14 protein-coding genes are annotated in these 15019 nt (G+C 68.2%); 8 read left to right on the forward strand and 6 right to left on the reverse strand.

Features of this window, described 5'->3' with window-relative positions; translation table 11 throughout:
- Positions 1-118 precede the first annotated feature (118 nt).
- The 3 genes from O5O46_RS14780 (at position 119) to O5O46_RS14790 (ending at position 2652) form a co-directional block, all read left to right on the forward strand.
- Positions 119-676, forward strand: a complete 558-nt coding sequence (locus tag O5O46_RS14780; RefSeq protein ID WP_269855877.1) for a hypothetical protein — start codon at positions 119-121, stop codon at positions 674-676.
- Positions 677-757: 81 nt separating this feature from the next.
- Positions 758-1255 (forward strand): hypothetical protein, encoded by a 498-nt coding sequence (locus O5O46_RS14785; protein ID WP_269855878.1) that lies wholly within the window; start codon positions 758-760, stop codon positions 1253-1255.
- Between the two features lie 125 nt (positions 1256-1380).
- On the forward strand, positions 1381-2652 hold the full coding sequence (locus O5O46_RS14790; RefSeq protein ID WP_269855879.1) for a PP2C family protein-serine/threonine phosphatase: 1272 nt from the start codon (positions 1381-1383) through the stop codon (positions 2650-2652).
- On the opposite strand, the gene O5O46_RS14795 is transcribed toward O5O46_RS14790, so the two are convergent.
- The gene (locus O5O46_RS14795) at positions 2649-2837 is read right to left on the reverse strand and encodes a hypothetical protein (protein ID WP_269855880.1); all 189 of its coding nucleotides are present in this window, start codon (positions 2835-2837) and stop codon (positions 2649-2651) included. The genes O5O46_RS14790 and O5O46_RS14795 overlap by 4 nt on opposite strands.
- Before the next feature lie 166 nt (positions 2838-3003).
- On the opposite strand from O5O46_RS14795, the gene glgX reads away from it, so the two are divergent.
- Both glgX and O5O46_RS14805 read left to right on the forward strand, forming a co-directional pair.
- The gene (gene glgX, locus O5O46_RS14800; protein ID WP_269855881.1) at positions 3004-5142 is read left to right on the forward strand and encodes a glycogen debranching protein GlgX; all 2139 of its coding nucleotides are present in this window, start codon (positions 3004-3006) and stop codon (positions 5140-5142) included.
- 244 nt (positions 5143-5386) lie between these two features.
- Entirely contained in the window at positions 5387-6967 is a 1581-nt protein-coding gene (locus O5O46_RS14805) for an APC family permease (protein WP_269855882.1), read from the forward strand.
- Between the two features lie 204 nt (positions 6968-7171).
- Here O5O46_RS14805 and O5O46_RS14810 read toward each other — a convergent pair whose 3' ends face one another.
- Positions 7172-8527 carry a histidine-type phosphatase gene (locus O5O46_RS14810; RefSeq protein WP_269855883.1) on the reverse strand — a complete coding sequence of 452 codons (1356 nt, stop codon included), beginning with the start codon at positions 8525-8527 and terminating at the stop codon, positions 7172-7174.
- Between the two features lie 340 nt (positions 8528-8867).
- On the opposite strand from O5O46_RS14810, the gene O5O46_RS14815 reads away from it, so the two are divergent.
- Positions 8868-9746, forward strand: a complete 879-nt coding sequence (locus tag O5O46_RS14815; protein WP_269855884.1) for an RNA polymerase sigma factor SigF — start codon at positions 8868-8870, stop codon at positions 9744-9746.
- 201 nt (positions 9747-9947) lie between these two features.
- On the opposite strand, the gene O5O46_RS14820 is transcribed toward O5O46_RS14815, so the two are convergent.
- The 3 genes from O5O46_RS14820 to O5O46_RS14830 all read right to left on the reverse strand — a co-directional run bounded on the left by O5O46_RS14820 (position 9948) and on the right by O5O46_RS14830 (position 11349).
- Entirely contained in the window at positions 9948-10628 is a 681-nt protein-coding gene (locus O5O46_RS14820) for a DUF5701 family protein (RefSeq protein ID WP_269855885.1), read from the reverse strand.
- A 139-nt stretch (positions 10629-10767) separates the two neighbouring features.
- Positions 10768-10950, reverse strand: a complete 183-nt coding sequence (locus O5O46_RS14825) for a hypothetical protein (protein WP_269855886.1) — start codon at positions 10948-10950, stop codon at positions 10768-10770.
- A 36-nt stretch (positions 10951-10986) separates the two neighbouring features.
- Positions 10987-11349 (reverse strand): PRC-barrel domain-containing protein, encoded by a 363-nt coding sequence (locus tag O5O46_RS14830; protein WP_269855887.1) that lies wholly within the window; start codon positions 11347-11349, stop codon positions 10987-10989.
- A gap of 423 nt (positions 11350-11772) precedes the next feature.
- Here O5O46_RS14830 and O5O46_RS14835 point away from each other — a divergent pair, with 423 nt between their 5' ends.
- Together O5O46_RS14835 and O5O46_RS14840 are read left to right on the forward strand one after the other, a co-directional pair.
- Entirely contained in the window at positions 11773-13425 is a 1653-nt protein-coding gene (locus tag O5O46_RS14835; RefSeq protein ID WP_269855888.1) for an FAD-binding oxidoreductase, read from the forward strand.
- A gap of 152 nt (positions 13426-13577) precedes the next feature.
- Positions 13578-13787, forward strand: a complete 210-nt coding sequence (locus O5O46_RS14840) for a lasso peptide biosynthesis B2 protein (RefSeq protein ID WP_443072538.1) — start codon at positions 13578-13580, stop codon at positions 13785-13787.
- A gap of 27 nt (positions 13788-13814) precedes the next feature.
- On the opposite strand, the gene O5O46_RS14845 is transcribed toward O5O46_RS14840, so the two are convergent.
- Entirely contained in the window at positions 13815-14795 is a 981-nt protein-coding gene (locus O5O46_RS14845) for an alpha/beta fold hydrolase (protein WP_269855889.1), read from the reverse strand.
- Between the last annotated feature and the right edge of the window lie 224 nt (positions 14796-15019).

Consider the following 15019-nt stretch of genomic DNA (forward strand, 5'->3'; position numbering starts at 1 on the left):
TCTCCAAGCCACGTCTGCCCGTATGGCACCTTTTAAACAAAACTTCACATGTTTGATGTGTTTTGCCGCAGGGAAGCCGACCATTCGGTGACTGCCTGCAACGCAAGGGGTGAACCCGATGTCAACAGGGACCCTCATCGCCATCATCGTTCCCGTGGCGGCTGTGATCGTCATCGCCGCCTTGGCCACATCGCTCGTCATGCGTCGCCGTCGGCTACGGGAACGCTTCGGACCGGAGTACGAGCGGACGGTCGAGACCACTGACAGCCGCCGGGCCGCCGAACGCGACCTGAGCGCACGCGAGAAGCGCCACGACGCGCTGGACATCAAGCCCCTGGCTCCGGCGGCACGGGACCGGTACAGCGACAACTGGGTGCACGTTCAGGAGGAGTTCGTCGACCGGCCCGAGGACGCGGTACACGACGCTGATCGACTCGTGACGTCGCTGATGCACGACCGCGGCTACCCGACCGAGGGCTACGAGCAGCAGCTCAAGGACCTCTCCGTCGAACACGGCCGCACCCTGGAGCACTACAGGGCCGCCCACGAGATCGACGAGCGCAGCACTCGCCACCAGGCGACCACGGAGGAACTGCGAGGCGCCATGGTCCACTACCGGGCGCTGTTCGAGGAACTCCTCGGCGATGGCGGCCAGCAGCGTCCCGTCCGGGCATAGCGGGGGACCCCGCCTGGTACGGAGAAGCCAGGAAGGCCGGACGTGGACGGAACGAGCACGGACCAGGAAAGAGCACAGACCATGCGACACGAAACAGACCCAGGTCAAAGCGGCCTCTCAACCGAGGACATCGCCGGAACGCAGGAAGACACTGAGGACGTAGCCGCGTCGCCGACCGAGCAGCCCACCTACCCGGGTGAAGGCACCGAAGTCGAGACGGGACGGGACGCGGAGGCCGGATCCGCCGCCCCCGAGAGGGCGGAAGCCGGAACCGCCGCCTCCGAGAAGGAGGAGCCCGCGACGGAGGATCTGCCCCAACTGCTCAACGAAGAGGACCAGGAGACCTTCCGGTCCCAGTGGAAGGAGATCCAGAACCGGTTCGTCGACGACCCCCGTGACGCCGTGCACTCGGCCGATGCCCTCGTCGCCGAAGTCATGCAGACTCTGGCGACGACCTTCGCCGAGTACAAGCAGGACCTCGAAGGGCAGTGGAACCGGGGCGAACAGGTCAGCACCGAGGACCTGCGCACCGCGCTGCAACGCTACCGCTCGTTCTTCAACCGGCTGCTCAGCGCCTGAGTTGGGACGGCCCGGACGAGTACCCGGACGCCTCCTCCCGGCTCCGGCGGGAGCCATCCCTGCCAGACGATCACGCGTGGAGGCGTCGCGTCGCTGCATCTCCGAACACGGCAGGTGACGGAAGGATGGATGACGCGGGATTCGGCGCCTTGCTCGGCGAGTTGCTGGAGGAGTCGCACCACCTGCCGATGGAGGGTATACCCGCCCTGGTGGCGCGGGCGGCCAAGGAACTGGGGCTGGACGAGGCCACCGTGTACCTGGCCGACGTGCAGCAGGAGCGGCTCGTGCCGCTGGGGACGGTACCGGACAGCAGCCAGGGCGGCCTGCCGGTGGACGCAACGCTGGCCGGCTGGGCCTACCGCACGGTCTCGTTGCGGGTGGCCGAGGACGGCCAGGGGGGACTCGCGGCCTGGCTGCCGATGATGGACGGAATCGAGCGGATCGGTGTCTTGGGCCTGCACGCCCGATCGCTGGACGGCACCCTGCTGGGCCGCTGCCGGGCGCTGGCGTCGTTGACGACCCTGCTGCTGCTCTCCAGGAGCATGTACAGCGACACCTACCTGCAGGCGACACGCGCTCGGCCGATGCATCTGCCGGCGGAGATGGTGTGGGCCTTCCTCCCGCCACGGACCGTGGGCACCCGGCAGGTCACCTCCAGCGCCGTCATGGAACCGGCCTACGACATCGGCGGCGACGCCTTCGACCATTCGCTGTCCGACAAGGCGCTGGACGCCACGGTCATCGACGCGATGGGCCATGACCTGGCCTCGGGCCTGGCGGCGGCCGTCGGCCTCGCGGGCTGCCGGGTCGCCCGCCGCGCCGGCGGTGATCTGAAGGACATCGTGGAGACCATCGACCACGCCTTGGCACAGTGGCTCCCGCACCGCTACCTCACCGCGGTCTTCGCCCACCTCGACCTGGCCAGCGGTCAGCTCAGGTGGGCCAACTGCGGTCACCCGCCGCCGCTGCTCATCCGCGGCCAGCACGTCATCTCCGGCGCCCTGGAACACCACGCCGAACTGCCACTCGGCCTGGGACCCGGCTACCCCGACGTACCCCGCCGCATCCATCACGCCCAGTTGGAGCCCGGCGACCGCGTGCTGTTGCACACCGACGGCGTCACCGAAGCACGCTCCGGCACTGGCGAGGTGTTCGGGGAACGGCGCTTCACCGACTTCGTGATCCGCGCCATCGCCGCCGGTGAACCAACGCCCGAGGCGCTGCGCCGACTGCTTCACGCGGTCCTCGACCACCGGCGGGGGCAGCTCGACGACGACGCCACCATCCTGCTCTTCGAATGGCACCCGCCGTCGGCGGAACCCACGGACGCATCAGGGATCCAGACCGCAACCCACCTACCCGGCAAGGGCGTCAGGGCCGCACCCGCGAACGGCTAGCGGTGTCGGCGCGGGTGCCGTCGTGCGGCGAGCCCGATCACGAGCGCCACCACGAACAGCAGCGCGGCTGACACCCCCGCGTCCGGCCACGGCCTGCCGTCCGACCAGTGCTGGACAAGCAGCGCGAGCGCGCCGCCCGCCACCGCGAGTCCGAGTAACCGTATCCACCACGTGAACTTCGACATGCCCCGCGCCTACCCGGCTCGAAGTCGTCGAGTCAGCTCGCGAACCATCCTGCCCTCGGAGGACATAGGTCATCGACTGGCGGGAAGGCTGCAGCACACGGGGTATGCATCGTGTCACCCTGTGCGAGCTGGTGCTGTGATCCGTCCGACCTGGAGGTTTGCGAACATGCCGATTTGGCAGGACGCCGCGGACTCGAACCGGTGGCCGGGCAGCGCCTTTCCGCTCGGGGCCACCTACGACGGGAGCGGCACCAACTTCGCCGTCTTCTCCGAGGTGGCCGAGAAGGTCGAGCTGTGCCTGTTCGACGAGCGGGACGGTGAGGAACGCGTCGAACTCAGGGAAGCCGACGGCTTCGTCCACCACATCTACCTGCCCGATGTCGGCCCCGGTCAGCGGTACGGATTTCGCGTCCACGGTCCCTATCAGCCGGGCCGGGGACACCGGTGCGATCCCAACAAGCTGCTGCTGGACCCCTACGCGAAGGCGATCGAGGGGGACGTCGAGTGGAACGAGGCGGTCTTCCCCTACCGTCTTGGCGCGCCGCACCGACGGAACAACGCCGACTCCGCCCCCTACGTGATGAAGTCGGTGGTGACGAACCCGTACTTCGACTGGGGGCACGACCACCGGCTACAGATCCCCTACCACGAAACGGTGATCTACGAGGCCCACGTCAAGGGCCTGACGCGGACCCACCCGGCCATTCCCGAGAACATCCGGGGCACCTACGCCGCCATGGCGCATCCGGTGATGCTGGACTACTTCACCGAACTGGGCGTCACGGCCATCGAGTTGATGCCGGTCCACCAGTTCGTCCAGGACCACCATCTGAAGCAGCAGGGCCTGTCCAACTACTGGGGCTACAACACGATCGGATTCTTCGCCCCGCACAACGCCTACTGCTCCTCGGGCCAGCGAGGCGAACAGGTGCAGGAATTCCGCTACCTGGTCAAAAGCCTGCACGAAGTGGGCATCGAGGTCATCTTGGACGTGGTCTACAACCACACGGCGGAGGGCAACCACCTGGGCGCCATGCTGGCGTTCCGCGGACTGGACAACGCCGCCTACTACCGGCTGTCCGACGACCCCCGCTACTACTGGGACACTACGGGCACCGGTAACAGCCTGCGCATGGACCATCCGTTCACCCTGCAAATGATCATGGACTCGTTGCGGTACTGGGTGGACGAGATGCACGTTGACGGCTTCCGCTTCGACCTGGCGGCCACCCTGGCCCGGCAGTTCCACGACGTGGACCGGCTGTCCTCCTTCTTCGACCTGGTCCAACAGGATCCCGTCATCTCCCGGGTCAAGCTCATCGCCGAGCCCTGGGACGTCGGCGACGGCGGTTACCAGGTGGGGAACTTCCCGTCGCTGTGGACCGAGTGGAACGGAAAGTACCGCGACTGCGTGCGTGACTTCTGGCGCGGCGAGGGCGGCACCCTGGGGGAGTTCGCCTCGCGACTGACCGGTTCGTCGGACCTCTACCAAAGTGACGGCCGCCGGCCGTACGCCTCCGTCAACTTCGTCACCGCCCATGACGGATTCACCCTCCGCGACCTGGTCTCCCACAACGACAAACACAACGAGGCCAACGGCGAGGGCAACCGCGACGGGGAGAGTCACAACCGCTCGTGGAACTGCGGGGTGGAAGGGCCGACCGACGACCGGGAAGTACTCGCCCTGCGCGCCCGCCAGCAGCGCAACTTCCTGGCCACGCTCATGCTCTCCCAAGGCGTGCCGATGCTCTCCCACGGGGACGAGCTCGGCAGGACCCAGCACGGCAACAACAACGCCTACTGCCAGGACAACGAGCTGTCCTGGGTGGACTGGTCGGCGGTCGCCGAAGGTAGCGCGATGCTGGAGTTCACCCGGGAACTCATCGCGTTCCGCAGGAACCACCCGGTGTTCCGGCGGCGGCGGTTCTTCCAGGGCATCGCGGTGCGCGGTGGTGGGGACGGCCTGTCGGACATCGCCTGGTTCACTCCGGCGGGTCGTGAGATGACCGACGAGGACTGGGACGCGGGGTTCGCCAAGTCGTTGACGGTCTTCCTCAACGGGCAGGCCATCTCCGAGCCGGACCCGCGCGGTCGCCGCATCCAGGACGACTCGTTCCTACTGCTGTTCAACGCCCACCACGAACCGCTCACCTTCACGGTGCCGCTCGGCCTGGGAGCATGGTGGAGCGTGGCCGTGGACACGGCCATCCCCTATGTGGAATACCGATCGCTGATCAAGTCCGGTACCGAGGTGGAGGTCGAAGCCCGGGCCCTCCTGGTGCTGCAACAGTCCCGGCAGGAATGAGTACCACGCCGCTCCAGCGCCGGGTCCCGAGCGCGTTCCGCCCCGCTCTTGCCGAGCAGTGGGTGTGGCGCCACACTGCTCAGCAACAGTCCGCACTTCCGAAGCTCCATCCGTCGTCGAACTCGGGCGCCCGCTGAGCCCGTTGGACAAACCGTCCTGCGCGCGGCGCTCGCCACGAACCGTGCTGGGAACCAGGTTTCGAACCCATGTCGCAGATGCCCGAGCCGCGCAGAGGAGCCGCACGGTGACGACGCCACGTGTCGCTGGTGACGAGCACACCAAGGGTCAAGACCAGCGGCTGCGCCGCCGACTGGGGTTCTGGCAACTCACCGCCATAGCCTTCGGCGGCGTGATCGGCTCGGGCTGGCTGCTCAGCCCGATGCATGCCGCCCGCATCGCCGGCCCCGCGGCGCTGCTCACCTGGATCGTGGGCGGCCTCGCCCTCGTTCTGATCGCGCTGGTCATGGTCGAGTTGGCCGCCTCGATCCCGGAGACCGGCGGGCTGGTGCGGTGGCCCCTCTACACCTCAGGACGGCTCGTCGCGACACTGGTCGGTTGGGGCATCTGGGTTTCCTACGCCACCAACCCGCCGAGCGAGTCGGCCGCGGTGCTGCAGTACGCCAGCCACTACATCCCGAACCTGTACCGTGACGGCCACCTCACACCACTCGGCATAGTGGCCGGACTGGCGCTCATGGCGGCCTTCGTCGCGGTGAACTGGTTCGGCGTACAACTCTTCGCCCACGTCAACCTCGCTGTCACCGTGGCCAAGTTCGCCATTCCCGTGCTGACCGTGGTGGCACTGCTCGCGTCCGGTTTCGACGGCCACAACTTCACCGGACACGGCGGCTTCGCGCCGTACGGGTATGCCGCACCGCTGTCCGCGATCGCCACCGCCGGAGTCATCTACGCCTACACCGGCTTCCAGGGCCCCATCGACCTGGCCGGAGAGGCCCGCAACCCGCGCCGCGACATCCCACGCGCGGTGATCACGGCACTGCTGCTCTCCATGGCCCTCTACCTCGTCCTGCAGATGGTCTTCATCGCCGCCGTGCCCGCCGGGAAGTTGGGCGATGGCTGGCACGGCGTAAACTTCAACTCCCCGTTCGCCGAACTCGCCACCTCACTCAACCTGACCTGGCTGACCTGGGTCCTCTACGCCGATGCCATCGCCTCGCCGGTCGGTTCCGCACTCGTCTTCACCGCGGAGACCAGCCGGGAGGCCTACGCGCTGGGCAAGAACCGGCTGTTGCCCGCCGCCGTGGCCAGAGTGCACGCGGGCTCCGGTGTGCCGCGACGCGCACTCTTGGTGAACTTCGCCATCGGCGTCGCCTTCCTGCTCCCCTTCGGCAACTGGCAGTCCATCGTGGCGGCCACCAGCGTGCTGGGCCTCTTCGCCTACTCCATCAGCGTCGTCGCCGAGGCCTCGGTACGGCGAGTGGACCCCGGACGAATGGCCAACTGGGTACGCGGCACCCGCTGGTTCGCCCCCGCGGCCTTCGTGATCGCCACCCTCATCTTCTACTGGGCGGGCTGGCACGAACTGCGCGTCGCCCTTCCCGTACTCTTCCTGTCCGCGCTGCTGTACGCGTACCAGCAGATCCGCCGGGAGCGCGACCTCGCCGACCTGACCGCCGGGCTCTGGCTGGTCGGCTACCTGGTGGCGCTGCTGCTGTTCTCCTGCCTCGGCAGCTTCGGAGGCTCGCGGGTGATTTCGGCACCGTGGGACTCCGTCGCGGTGGCAGCCGTCGGGCTGGCGGCGTATGTGCGGGCGCTGCACGATTCGGCGCGCCACCTCGCCGTGCATCCGCTACCGCACGGATAGCCGGGGCCACGGTTCCGCGACAGTCAGGCGGGGACGGACTCCCGGGCATGGCCGTGCGCCCGCTGGGCGAAGGTACGAGCCGGTGTGCCGGTGGCATCCTCCGCGGTCGGCATCGGGCCGGCCGCCGTCGCGACGAGGATGACAGGCGGCCGAGAAGCGGCGCTGGTATCCGCGCCGAACACATCTGAACGGCCGAGGAGTCGATCACCCGCGGTGGAGGCAACGCTCCAGTTCTGCGAGGTCGTAGAAGTAACTGCCCCTGGCCATGGGCCTGCAGGAAGCCTTGAACGCGGTTTCCCTCTCGTTGTAGAGCATCCGCACGAGGTGTTCCGTGCCGCCGCCGTCTCGGGGCCCCGCGTACACATCCCACTGCACGTTCGCGGCCATCGGCGCCACTCTCGCGCCACGCCAGGGGTTGTTCCGGTAGGTATACGGCCGAGACGGGTCCGCTGCCCTGGTGCTGCCGGGTAGGCCCAGCAGCACGGCCAGGGGCTCGATCTCCTCGGCGTGGGTGAACCGCAGCACCGCGCCTTTGCCACTGGTGCCGCTCGCCTTCGCCTCTGCCTGCGTGAAGAGGTCGTCGAGCAGGACGTTCGCCATCTTGTAGGTGATCGTGCGCCCGCGGAAGGCGGGCCCCTTCTCGTAGAACTCCTCGGCGTCGTCCAGGTACGCGAACCACTCGGCGTCCCGTGCCGGGAGGAAGGCGTCGAGGTCCGCGTTCGGGGCCTCGATGCGCAGATCGGGCGCGACGCTGTACAGCTCGTACAGCGAACGGGAGAAGTCGATCTGGTCCGCCGTGGTGGTCGCCGCCACGAAGTCCGGGCCGAACAGCCGCGAGAACACGTCCTTGGCCGCTCGGGCCGTGCGTGGCTCGCCGTCGATACGGGTGAGGGTGGCCCCAAGCTCCGGGTCATGGGACAGGTAGGCCTGGTAGTCGGCGTTCTGCGGCTGTTTGTGGAAGTACAGCAGATCCTTGTCGACGACCGGCTTGCGTATCAGCCCGACCAGGCCCGGATCACCCTGGACCAGACCGCTGGTGAAGGCGTTGGCGCTGGCCACGGTACGGGGAACGCCGGAGGTCTCCACCTCGATCGGCTCTCGCCGGTTGCGGATCGTGCGGAAGAGCGAAGGCAGGCGGCGCTCCATGCGCAGCGCGGTCTGCCGCTGCTCCCGGGCACCGAGCCCGGAGAGGTTGCCGTAGCCGATCGAAGCGGCGCCAGTCAGCAGCGAGCGTATTCGCGGCGCGAGTTGGGCGCCGAGTGGGGTCAACGCGCCCTGCCTCGCGGCACTGTTCAACACCGCGACCACCGAATCGCCGTCATCGCTGTCGGTCATCGCGCGGGAACCATGGCGTGAGACGGTCTCGGTGAAGATCGGGGTGAAGCCGTGGGGCGGGCGCTGGTAGTCGTCGACTCCCTCCTGCGGAGCGTACGGCGTCTTCGTGGAGAGGAACTGCCGCTCGGCGCGTGCGTGGCGGACATCCTGGGCGAAGGCGTTGCCACTTACGAGGGCGACGGACGCCAGTAGGGCTACGGCGGTGGCGGCAGCGGAGCGCTTCACGACGGGTTCCTTCGAGGAGGCGAGGAGCGGTGGACCTGACAACCTCACAGGCAACTCATAGGAGCTTCACAGCCGTGTTCGAACCCGCCCTGACTTCAAACGGAGCTACGGATGAGGTGTGGGTGAACTCGGGAGCCGTCCCGGGCGCCCGGACGGTCCTGGTGCGTCCGCGAGCAGCCGCGCGCCTGACGGCTGAGTGGCGCCGGTCAACGCACCTGCGAACCTCGTGGCATTAACAGGACGTTGGGGGCGACGGCGATGTTTAGCGTCCGCCAGATGGGTAGGAGGCTACTCAATTGTCGAACAACAACTGTTCATCGACTAGCAGGAGGCAAGGAGAATGTCGGTCCAGCTCGCTCACCAGCAGGTCGGCGCCAAGGGTGACGATGTCGTGGACAGTTCCAGTAGCGAGGACGCGTACTGTCTCGACGCGCTCGTCGAGGGACGGGCGACCACTGCGGAGGTTCGGCAGGTCAGCAAGGCGATGTTCGAGCGTCTCGAGGTCCTGGAGGAGGGGACCGAGGAGTACCAGTACGTTCGCAACACGCTCATCGAGTCGAACATGACGCTGGTGCGGTTCGCGGCCAGGCGGTTCTCCCACCGCGCGGACCAGATGGAGGACATCCTCCAGGTCGGGACGATCGGACTGATCAAGGCCGTCGACCGGTTCGATCCCGCCTACGGCGTCGAGTTCCCCACGTTCGCCATGCCGACGATCATCGGGGAGATGAAGCGGTTCTTCCGTGACACGAGCTGGTCGGTGCGGGTACCGCGTCGTCTGCAGGAACTGCGGATCGACATGGCCAAGGCGACCGACGCCCTCGCCGCGGAGCTCGACCGCGCGCCCACCGTCGCCGAACTCGCCGAGCGCCTGGGCATCAGCGAGGAGGAGGTGCTTGAGGCCCAGGTCGCGGCCAACGCCTACACAGCCTCGTCCATCGATGCCCAGTCCGACGATGAGGACGAGGAGGGCACCTCGTGGATCCAGCGTCTTGGCGTGGAGGACCCCGCGCTGGAAGGGGTGGAGAACCTCACGGCCCTCAAGCCGCTCATCGCCGAACTCCCCGATCGCGAACGCGCCATCCTGTCGATGCGGTTCGGCTCCGACATGACCCAGAAGGAGATCGGCGAAAAGCTGGGTATCTCCCAGATGCACATCTCCAGGCTGCTGTCCCGGACACTGACCCGGCTGCGCACCCGGCTCCTCAGCGAGGTCTGAACTGAGCCGGAACAACGGCACCACCCGGATGGGGGGGTGCCTGCGCTCGGCTGGAGAAGTCCGCAGCCCGAGAGGAGAAGGGGCGGCGGAAACCGGGCGAACGGCACCGGTGAACACCGACCGGGAGTACCCAGCCGGGCGCGGCGGCATCAGCGGTGCCGCCGCGCCCGGCCGAAGGCGGCCTCACGTGTTCACGGCTCCTTACAGGTCCTGGACCCGGCGGCCCGTCGCGGAGGCGAAGCCCAGCCAAGTGTGCCGGTTGCCCGCCCAGCACCAGCCGATCTTGGGGGCGTTGCGGCGCTCGCGGCCGTCCCGTCCGGTGCCGTTGCTGATCCAGATCGCAGGGGTGCGGGCGTCCAGGGCGCCGTTGGCTTTGCGCAGTCGGGAGCCGATGGTCATGAAGCAGTGGTTGCGCTCCAGGACGGCGGGCTGCTGCATCACCCAGTGGACACCCTCAGTGAGCAGCAACGGGGTGCGGTCCTCTGCGGTGAGGGCGGGTAGCGCCTCGTTCGGGCTCCAGTTGGCCATTTGCTCGCCGCGGTCGAGGCCGGTGAGGAGGTAGAGCGGGGCGTCGGGCAGCGAGACGGTGTCGAGTGGGGCGAAGAGGTCGACGTCGGGCATGTCGGTGACCACGAAGCCCGGCTTGCCGTCGTGGCGGAGCAGGGGCGCGAGGGCAGAAGCAGGAGCGTGGTCCGGGTGCACAGCGAGCAGGGCGCTGTCGCCGCCCGCAGGGGCCTCGGCGGCCGCGGCGAAGGAAAGAAGTTCGGTAGCGGGCAGCCCGGCGATCTCGTGCACTCCCAGGTCGATCAGTCGCTCGGCCTGCACGCTCAGGGCCGGGAGTACGGGAAGAACGCTGGAGGTGGCGGACGTGGTCTCGGACACGATGCTCCAGGGGTAGCGACGTGGACGGGCCCAGAGGCAACGAGGCGCCCCGTCGGAACATTCCCGCCGCCGCCCCCTCGCCGAGGCACAACGACATATGCAGGGTGGACCCGCGCGCATCGGAAACTCCTGGCAGCGCTCACTGCCTGATGATGCGATTCCGCTTCACCATGCGCCCTACCGCGAGAAGGAGAGCGGAGGCGGCGGTCACCAGGAACACGGCGCACGCCACCGCGAGGAGCCAGAGCAGGCCCTTGACCATGAAGCCGATGAGACCTGCCACGACGCAGGCCAGAACCACTGCGAGAACCGCCGTACGCATTCTTGCCCCACCTCCTGGTATCGCTCGTGCCCAGCCCTACCGGCGTGCCAGACGCCGACCGCCCGGGGTCTCGGCTGGTGTGTACTCCAGCCCGTAGTGGTTGTACACATCCACCTCGGCCTCAACCGGAAGCACTCCACCTGGCTCAAGTGCCGGCGCCTTCCGCACCAACGCCGCGGAGTAGGCGACCCTCACGTGCCGGGGAGCCACTGTCGCGCCGCGCAGTGGTACGAAGGCGTGCCGCTGGCTGGTGAGTAGGCCGAGTTTGACCACCGCGAACACCGGTTCGTCCGAGGAGGTGTCGACGTAGACGTCCTCGAGGCGCCCCACCCGGTGCCCCTCGGGGTCGACGACCTCTTCGCCCAACCAGTCGATGATCGACTCCGCGTTGACGCTCATCTGCCCGCCCACCCTTCGCCCGGCACGCGACTCACCGTGTCGGCGTCCTTCCCGCACGGATCCCTACGGCAGCGCCTGCCCGATATCTCGCGACCGACACCATGCCCTGCACCTGATGCTGGTGACGCAAGGGCGTGCGGGCCGTCCTCGAACTGGGTTCAGTCCGCGGGAGGTTGAGCGATGGGGACCCGGGTCGGCCACCCATACGCGGACAAGTACGCATGGCCAACTGGCCATGAACAGCAAGTGAATGCCGATGGCTTCGCGGCCTCCGCTCAGCGGCGGCCCCTGCTCGTGGTGGTCCCCGCGCGCCGTGAAGTGCCGTGTGACGAGTTGACTTTGCCGCGACGTTGGTATGTCGGGCGGCAACACGGGCAGCAGTGCTCCCATCGCGGACGGACTCGGAATTCCAGGGAGATGCTGATGGGCCGAACGGATGACTGCTCGCTGAATCGCCGTGGGCTGCTCGCCAAGGCCGGCGCCGTGGCGGCCGGTGGCGTTGCCGCGGGGCTGGCGGGCCCGCTGGCCGCAGCGCCCACCGCGACCGCCGCCGCGGCCGGACCGCAGGCCACGGCGTTCGGGCCGGTGGCCGTCCGGCCTGGCGACCGGCGGTACGCCAGCTTGTTGCTCGGCGACAACTTCCGGTTCGTTGGCCGCCCGGAGGAGATCCGTGTGGCCGGGTCCACGGATCAGGTGTTGCGTGCCGTGTCGGACGCGGTGCGTTCCGGGCGGCGGATCGCGGCGCGTAGTGGCGGGCACTGTTTTGAGAACTTCACCGCCGATCCCGCGGTGCGGTTGTTGTTGGATCTCTCGCCGATGGACGCGGTCGGATACGACGCCGAGCGGGGCGCGTTCGCGGTGCAGCCGGGGGCCACGCTCGGGCATGTGTATCGGACGTTGTTCAAGGGCTGGGGCGTGACGATTCCGGCGGGTGGTTGCCCTGAGGTGGGTGCTGGCGGGCACTTCGCGGGTGGCGGATACGGGCCGCTGTCGCGGCGGTACGGCTCGGTGGTGGATCACCTGTACGGGGTGGAGGTGGTGGTCGTCGACCGTGACGGTACCGCCCGTGTGGTGGTGGCCACCCGCGAGCCGGACGACCCGAACCGTGACCTGTGGTGGGCGCACACCGGCGGTGGCGGCGGGAACTTCGGCGTGGTCACCCGATACTGGCTGCGCTCGCCCGGCACCACCGGCACTGACCCGTCACGGCTGCTGCCGCCAGCACCACGCAACGTGCTGGAGTGCGTGGTCGTCTGGAACTGGGACCGGCGCATGACCGAGCGGGCCTTCACCAGACTGCTGCGCAACTTCGGTGACTGGCACGAGCACAACAGTGCGCCCGGCTCGCGGTACACGGGCCTGTACGCGATCCTGATGCCGATGCACCGGGTCTCCGGAAGCATGCAGATGACCGTGCAGATCGACGCGGACATCCCGAACGCCAACGACCTGGTGACCGAGTTCCTCTCCGCGGTCACCGCCGGTACCGGTCTGAGCCCGACGCTCAACACGCGGCAGACCGCGCCGTGGCTGCACCCGACGACCTGGCCGGGCACGGGGGAGGCCGGTGACGTGGCCACTCGCCGCTACAAGCTCAAGGCAGGCTATCTGCGCCGCTCGTTCACCGACCGCCAACTCGGCGCGATATACCGCCACTTGACCGACTCGTCGAAGAACTCCACTAGGGGAATGCTGCTCATCGGGTACGGCGGCCGGGTCGGCGCGGTGCCTTCAACGGCCACGGCGGTCGCCCAGCGGGACGTGGTCATGAAGGCCGTGTACCAGACGATCTGGTCCGACCAGGCCGACGACGCGGCCAACCTGGCCTGGATCCGTGACTTCTACCGCGACGTGTACGCCGACACCGGCGGGGTTCCGGTGCCCAACGAGGTCAGCGACGGCTCGTACATCAACTACCCGGACGTCGACCTGGCCGACCCGGCGTGGAACACCTCGGGCGTGTCGTGGCACACGCTCTACTACAAGGGCAACTACCCACGCCTGCAACGGATCAAGGCTCGTTGGGACCCGCGCAACGTGTTCCACCACGCCCTGGCGATCGAACCGGCCAAGTAGCCGATCGGCGGTAGTACAGGGGCTGGCAGACCCCCGACGTGCCGCCGCTCATGTCACGACTCGGCGATGTCACTTCGGATTGGTCGTCTCTGTGCGCGGTGCGGGACCGGGACCGGGGTGAGACGAGGGGCGCGAGCCGCCTGTCGGCGGGTATGGAGCCGGAGAACGGGAAGCGGTGCGAGCCGGCGTCAGCGTTGTTGTGCCGTCTCGGCGGAACCTGGCCCACCTGGTGTACCGGGGTGCGCACCACTCCGTTCCGCGCCCACGCGTGGGTCGAGGTCGGTGGCGTACCCATCGGGGAACCCGTCCCGGCTGGCTACTACACCCCGACCCTCAAGGTTCCGCCTCGTACACAGCCATGACAGCGGCCGTCCTTCGCTGCGCCGACTTCAGGCGGGCAGGCTGCCGAGCCAGTCGGTCAGGAGCCGGTTGACCTCGGTTGGGCGCTCCTGCTGGATCCAGTGGCCGCAGTTGTCGAGGATGTGGGAGGAGACAAGGCCAGGCAGCGTGACGGGATAGGCGTTGATCGCCTCGGCCATCCACGTGGTGGAGGCATCCAGGCCGCCGCCGATGAACAGCGACGGCTGCGTGATGGGGGCACCGTCGAAGTCAGCGAGGTCCTCCCAGTCACGGTCCATGTTCCGGTAGCGGTTCAGCGCGCCGGACAGCCCCGTACGCTCGAACTCTCCGGCGTAGAAGTCGAGATCGTCCTCGCCGAGCCAGTTGGGCAGCCGGTCTACGGGAAAGCGGTCGCGTAGCGTCCCGCCCGCGCTGACGAAGTGCGGGTCCGCGGCGCTCGTTGGGGGCATCGTGTCGGCGGACAGGGCCGCGTAGAAGCTAGCGAGCCAGCCGCGCACATCGGGCTCGACCTCGGCCTCGGCGCGACCGGGCTGCTGGAAGTAGGAGACGTAGAACTCTTCGTCCCCGCCCATCCGCTCGAAGATCTGACTGGGCCGCGGGCCGCCGCGCGGAGCGTAGGGAACGCTCAGCAGTCCGACCGCACGGAAGACCTCCGGCCTGAGCAGAGCGGAGTTCGCGGCGATCGTCGCGCCCCAGTCGTGGCCGACAATCACCGCCGCCTCCTCGCCCAGTGCGTGCACCACCGCGGCGTTGTCATCCACCAGATCGAGCATCCGGTACGCGGCCGTCCCGCCAGGCTTGGAAGAACGGCCGTATCCGCGGACATCAATGGCGACGGCGCGATACCCGGCCGCAGCCAGTACCGGAAGCTGATGGCGCCAGGAGTACCAAGACTCCGGGAAGCCGTGCACGAGCAGCACCATTGGCCCGTCTCCCTGCTCCACCAGGTGGATCCGGCCTGCCGGCGAGGCGACCAGGCGGTGCGTGGCATCCGTAAGCTGCTTCGGCATGGGTCCTCCAGGACTGTTGGTCGGCTGCGGGCCACACCGCAGCGACTCGCTGGTGCATGGCTCAGCGCCGATCATGCGACGTACGAGTAGGTGACGACGAGACTCCTTGCCGGTTCAGCAAGAAACTGCACGACGCACGCCCACGGGCTTGGTCAGGCGGTTTGGTGCAGTGCCTGATCACGCACAGCCGCAATCGGCCCTCCCCGGTGCCTTGTTCGAGCCAG

The sequence above is a fragment of the Streptomyces sp. RPT161 genome, assembly GCF_027533845.1.
Lineage (GTDB): Bacteria > Actinomycetota > Actinomycetes > Streptomycetales > Streptomycetaceae > Streptantibioticus_A > Streptantibioticus_A silvisoli_A.

Coding starts and splice junctions, on each gene's coding strand:
- glgX (WP_269855881.1), top strand. CDS start 3,004: ATGCCGATTTGGCAGGACGCCGCGGACTCGAACCGGTGGCCGGGCAGC.
- O5O46_RS14815 (WP_269855884.1), top strand. CDS start 8,868: ATGTCGGTCCAGCTCGCTCACCAGCAGGTCGGCGCCAAGGGTGACGAT.
- O5O46_RS14835 (WP_269855888.1), top strand. CDS start 11,773: ATGGGCCGAACGGATGACTGCTCGCTGAATCGCCGTGGGCTGCTCGCC.
- O5O46_RS14845 (WP_269855889.1), bottom strand. CDS start 14,795: ATGCCGAAGCAGCTTACGGATGCCACGCACCGCCTGGTCGCCTCGCCG.
- O5O46_RS14840 (WP_443072538.1), top strand. CDS start 13,578: ATGGAGCCGGAGAACGGGAAGCGGTGCGAGCCGGCGTCAGCGTTGTTG.
- O5O46_RS14785 (WP_269855878.1), top strand. CDS start 758: ATGCGACACGAAACAGACCCAGGTCAAAGCGGCCTCTCAACCGAGGAC.
- O5O46_RS14780 (WP_269855877.1), top strand. CDS start 119: ATGTCAACAGGGACCCTCATCGCCATCATCGTTCCCGTGGCGGCTGTG.
- O5O46_RS14825 (WP_269855886.1), bottom strand. CDS start 10,950: ATGCGTACGGCGGTTCTCGCAGTGGTTCTGGCCTGCGTCGTGGCAGGT.
- O5O46_RS14795 (WP_269855880.1), bottom strand. CDS start 2,837: ATGTCGAAGTTCACGTGGTGGATACGGTTACTCGGACTCGCGGTGGCG.
- O5O46_RS14790 (WP_269855879.1), top strand. CDS start 1,381: ATGGATGACGCGGGATTCGGCGCCTTGCTCGGCGAGTTGCTGGAGGAG.
- O5O46_RS14830 (WP_269855887.1), bottom strand. CDS start 11,349: ATGAGCGTCAACGCGGAGTCGATCATCGACTGGTTGGGCGAAGAGGTC.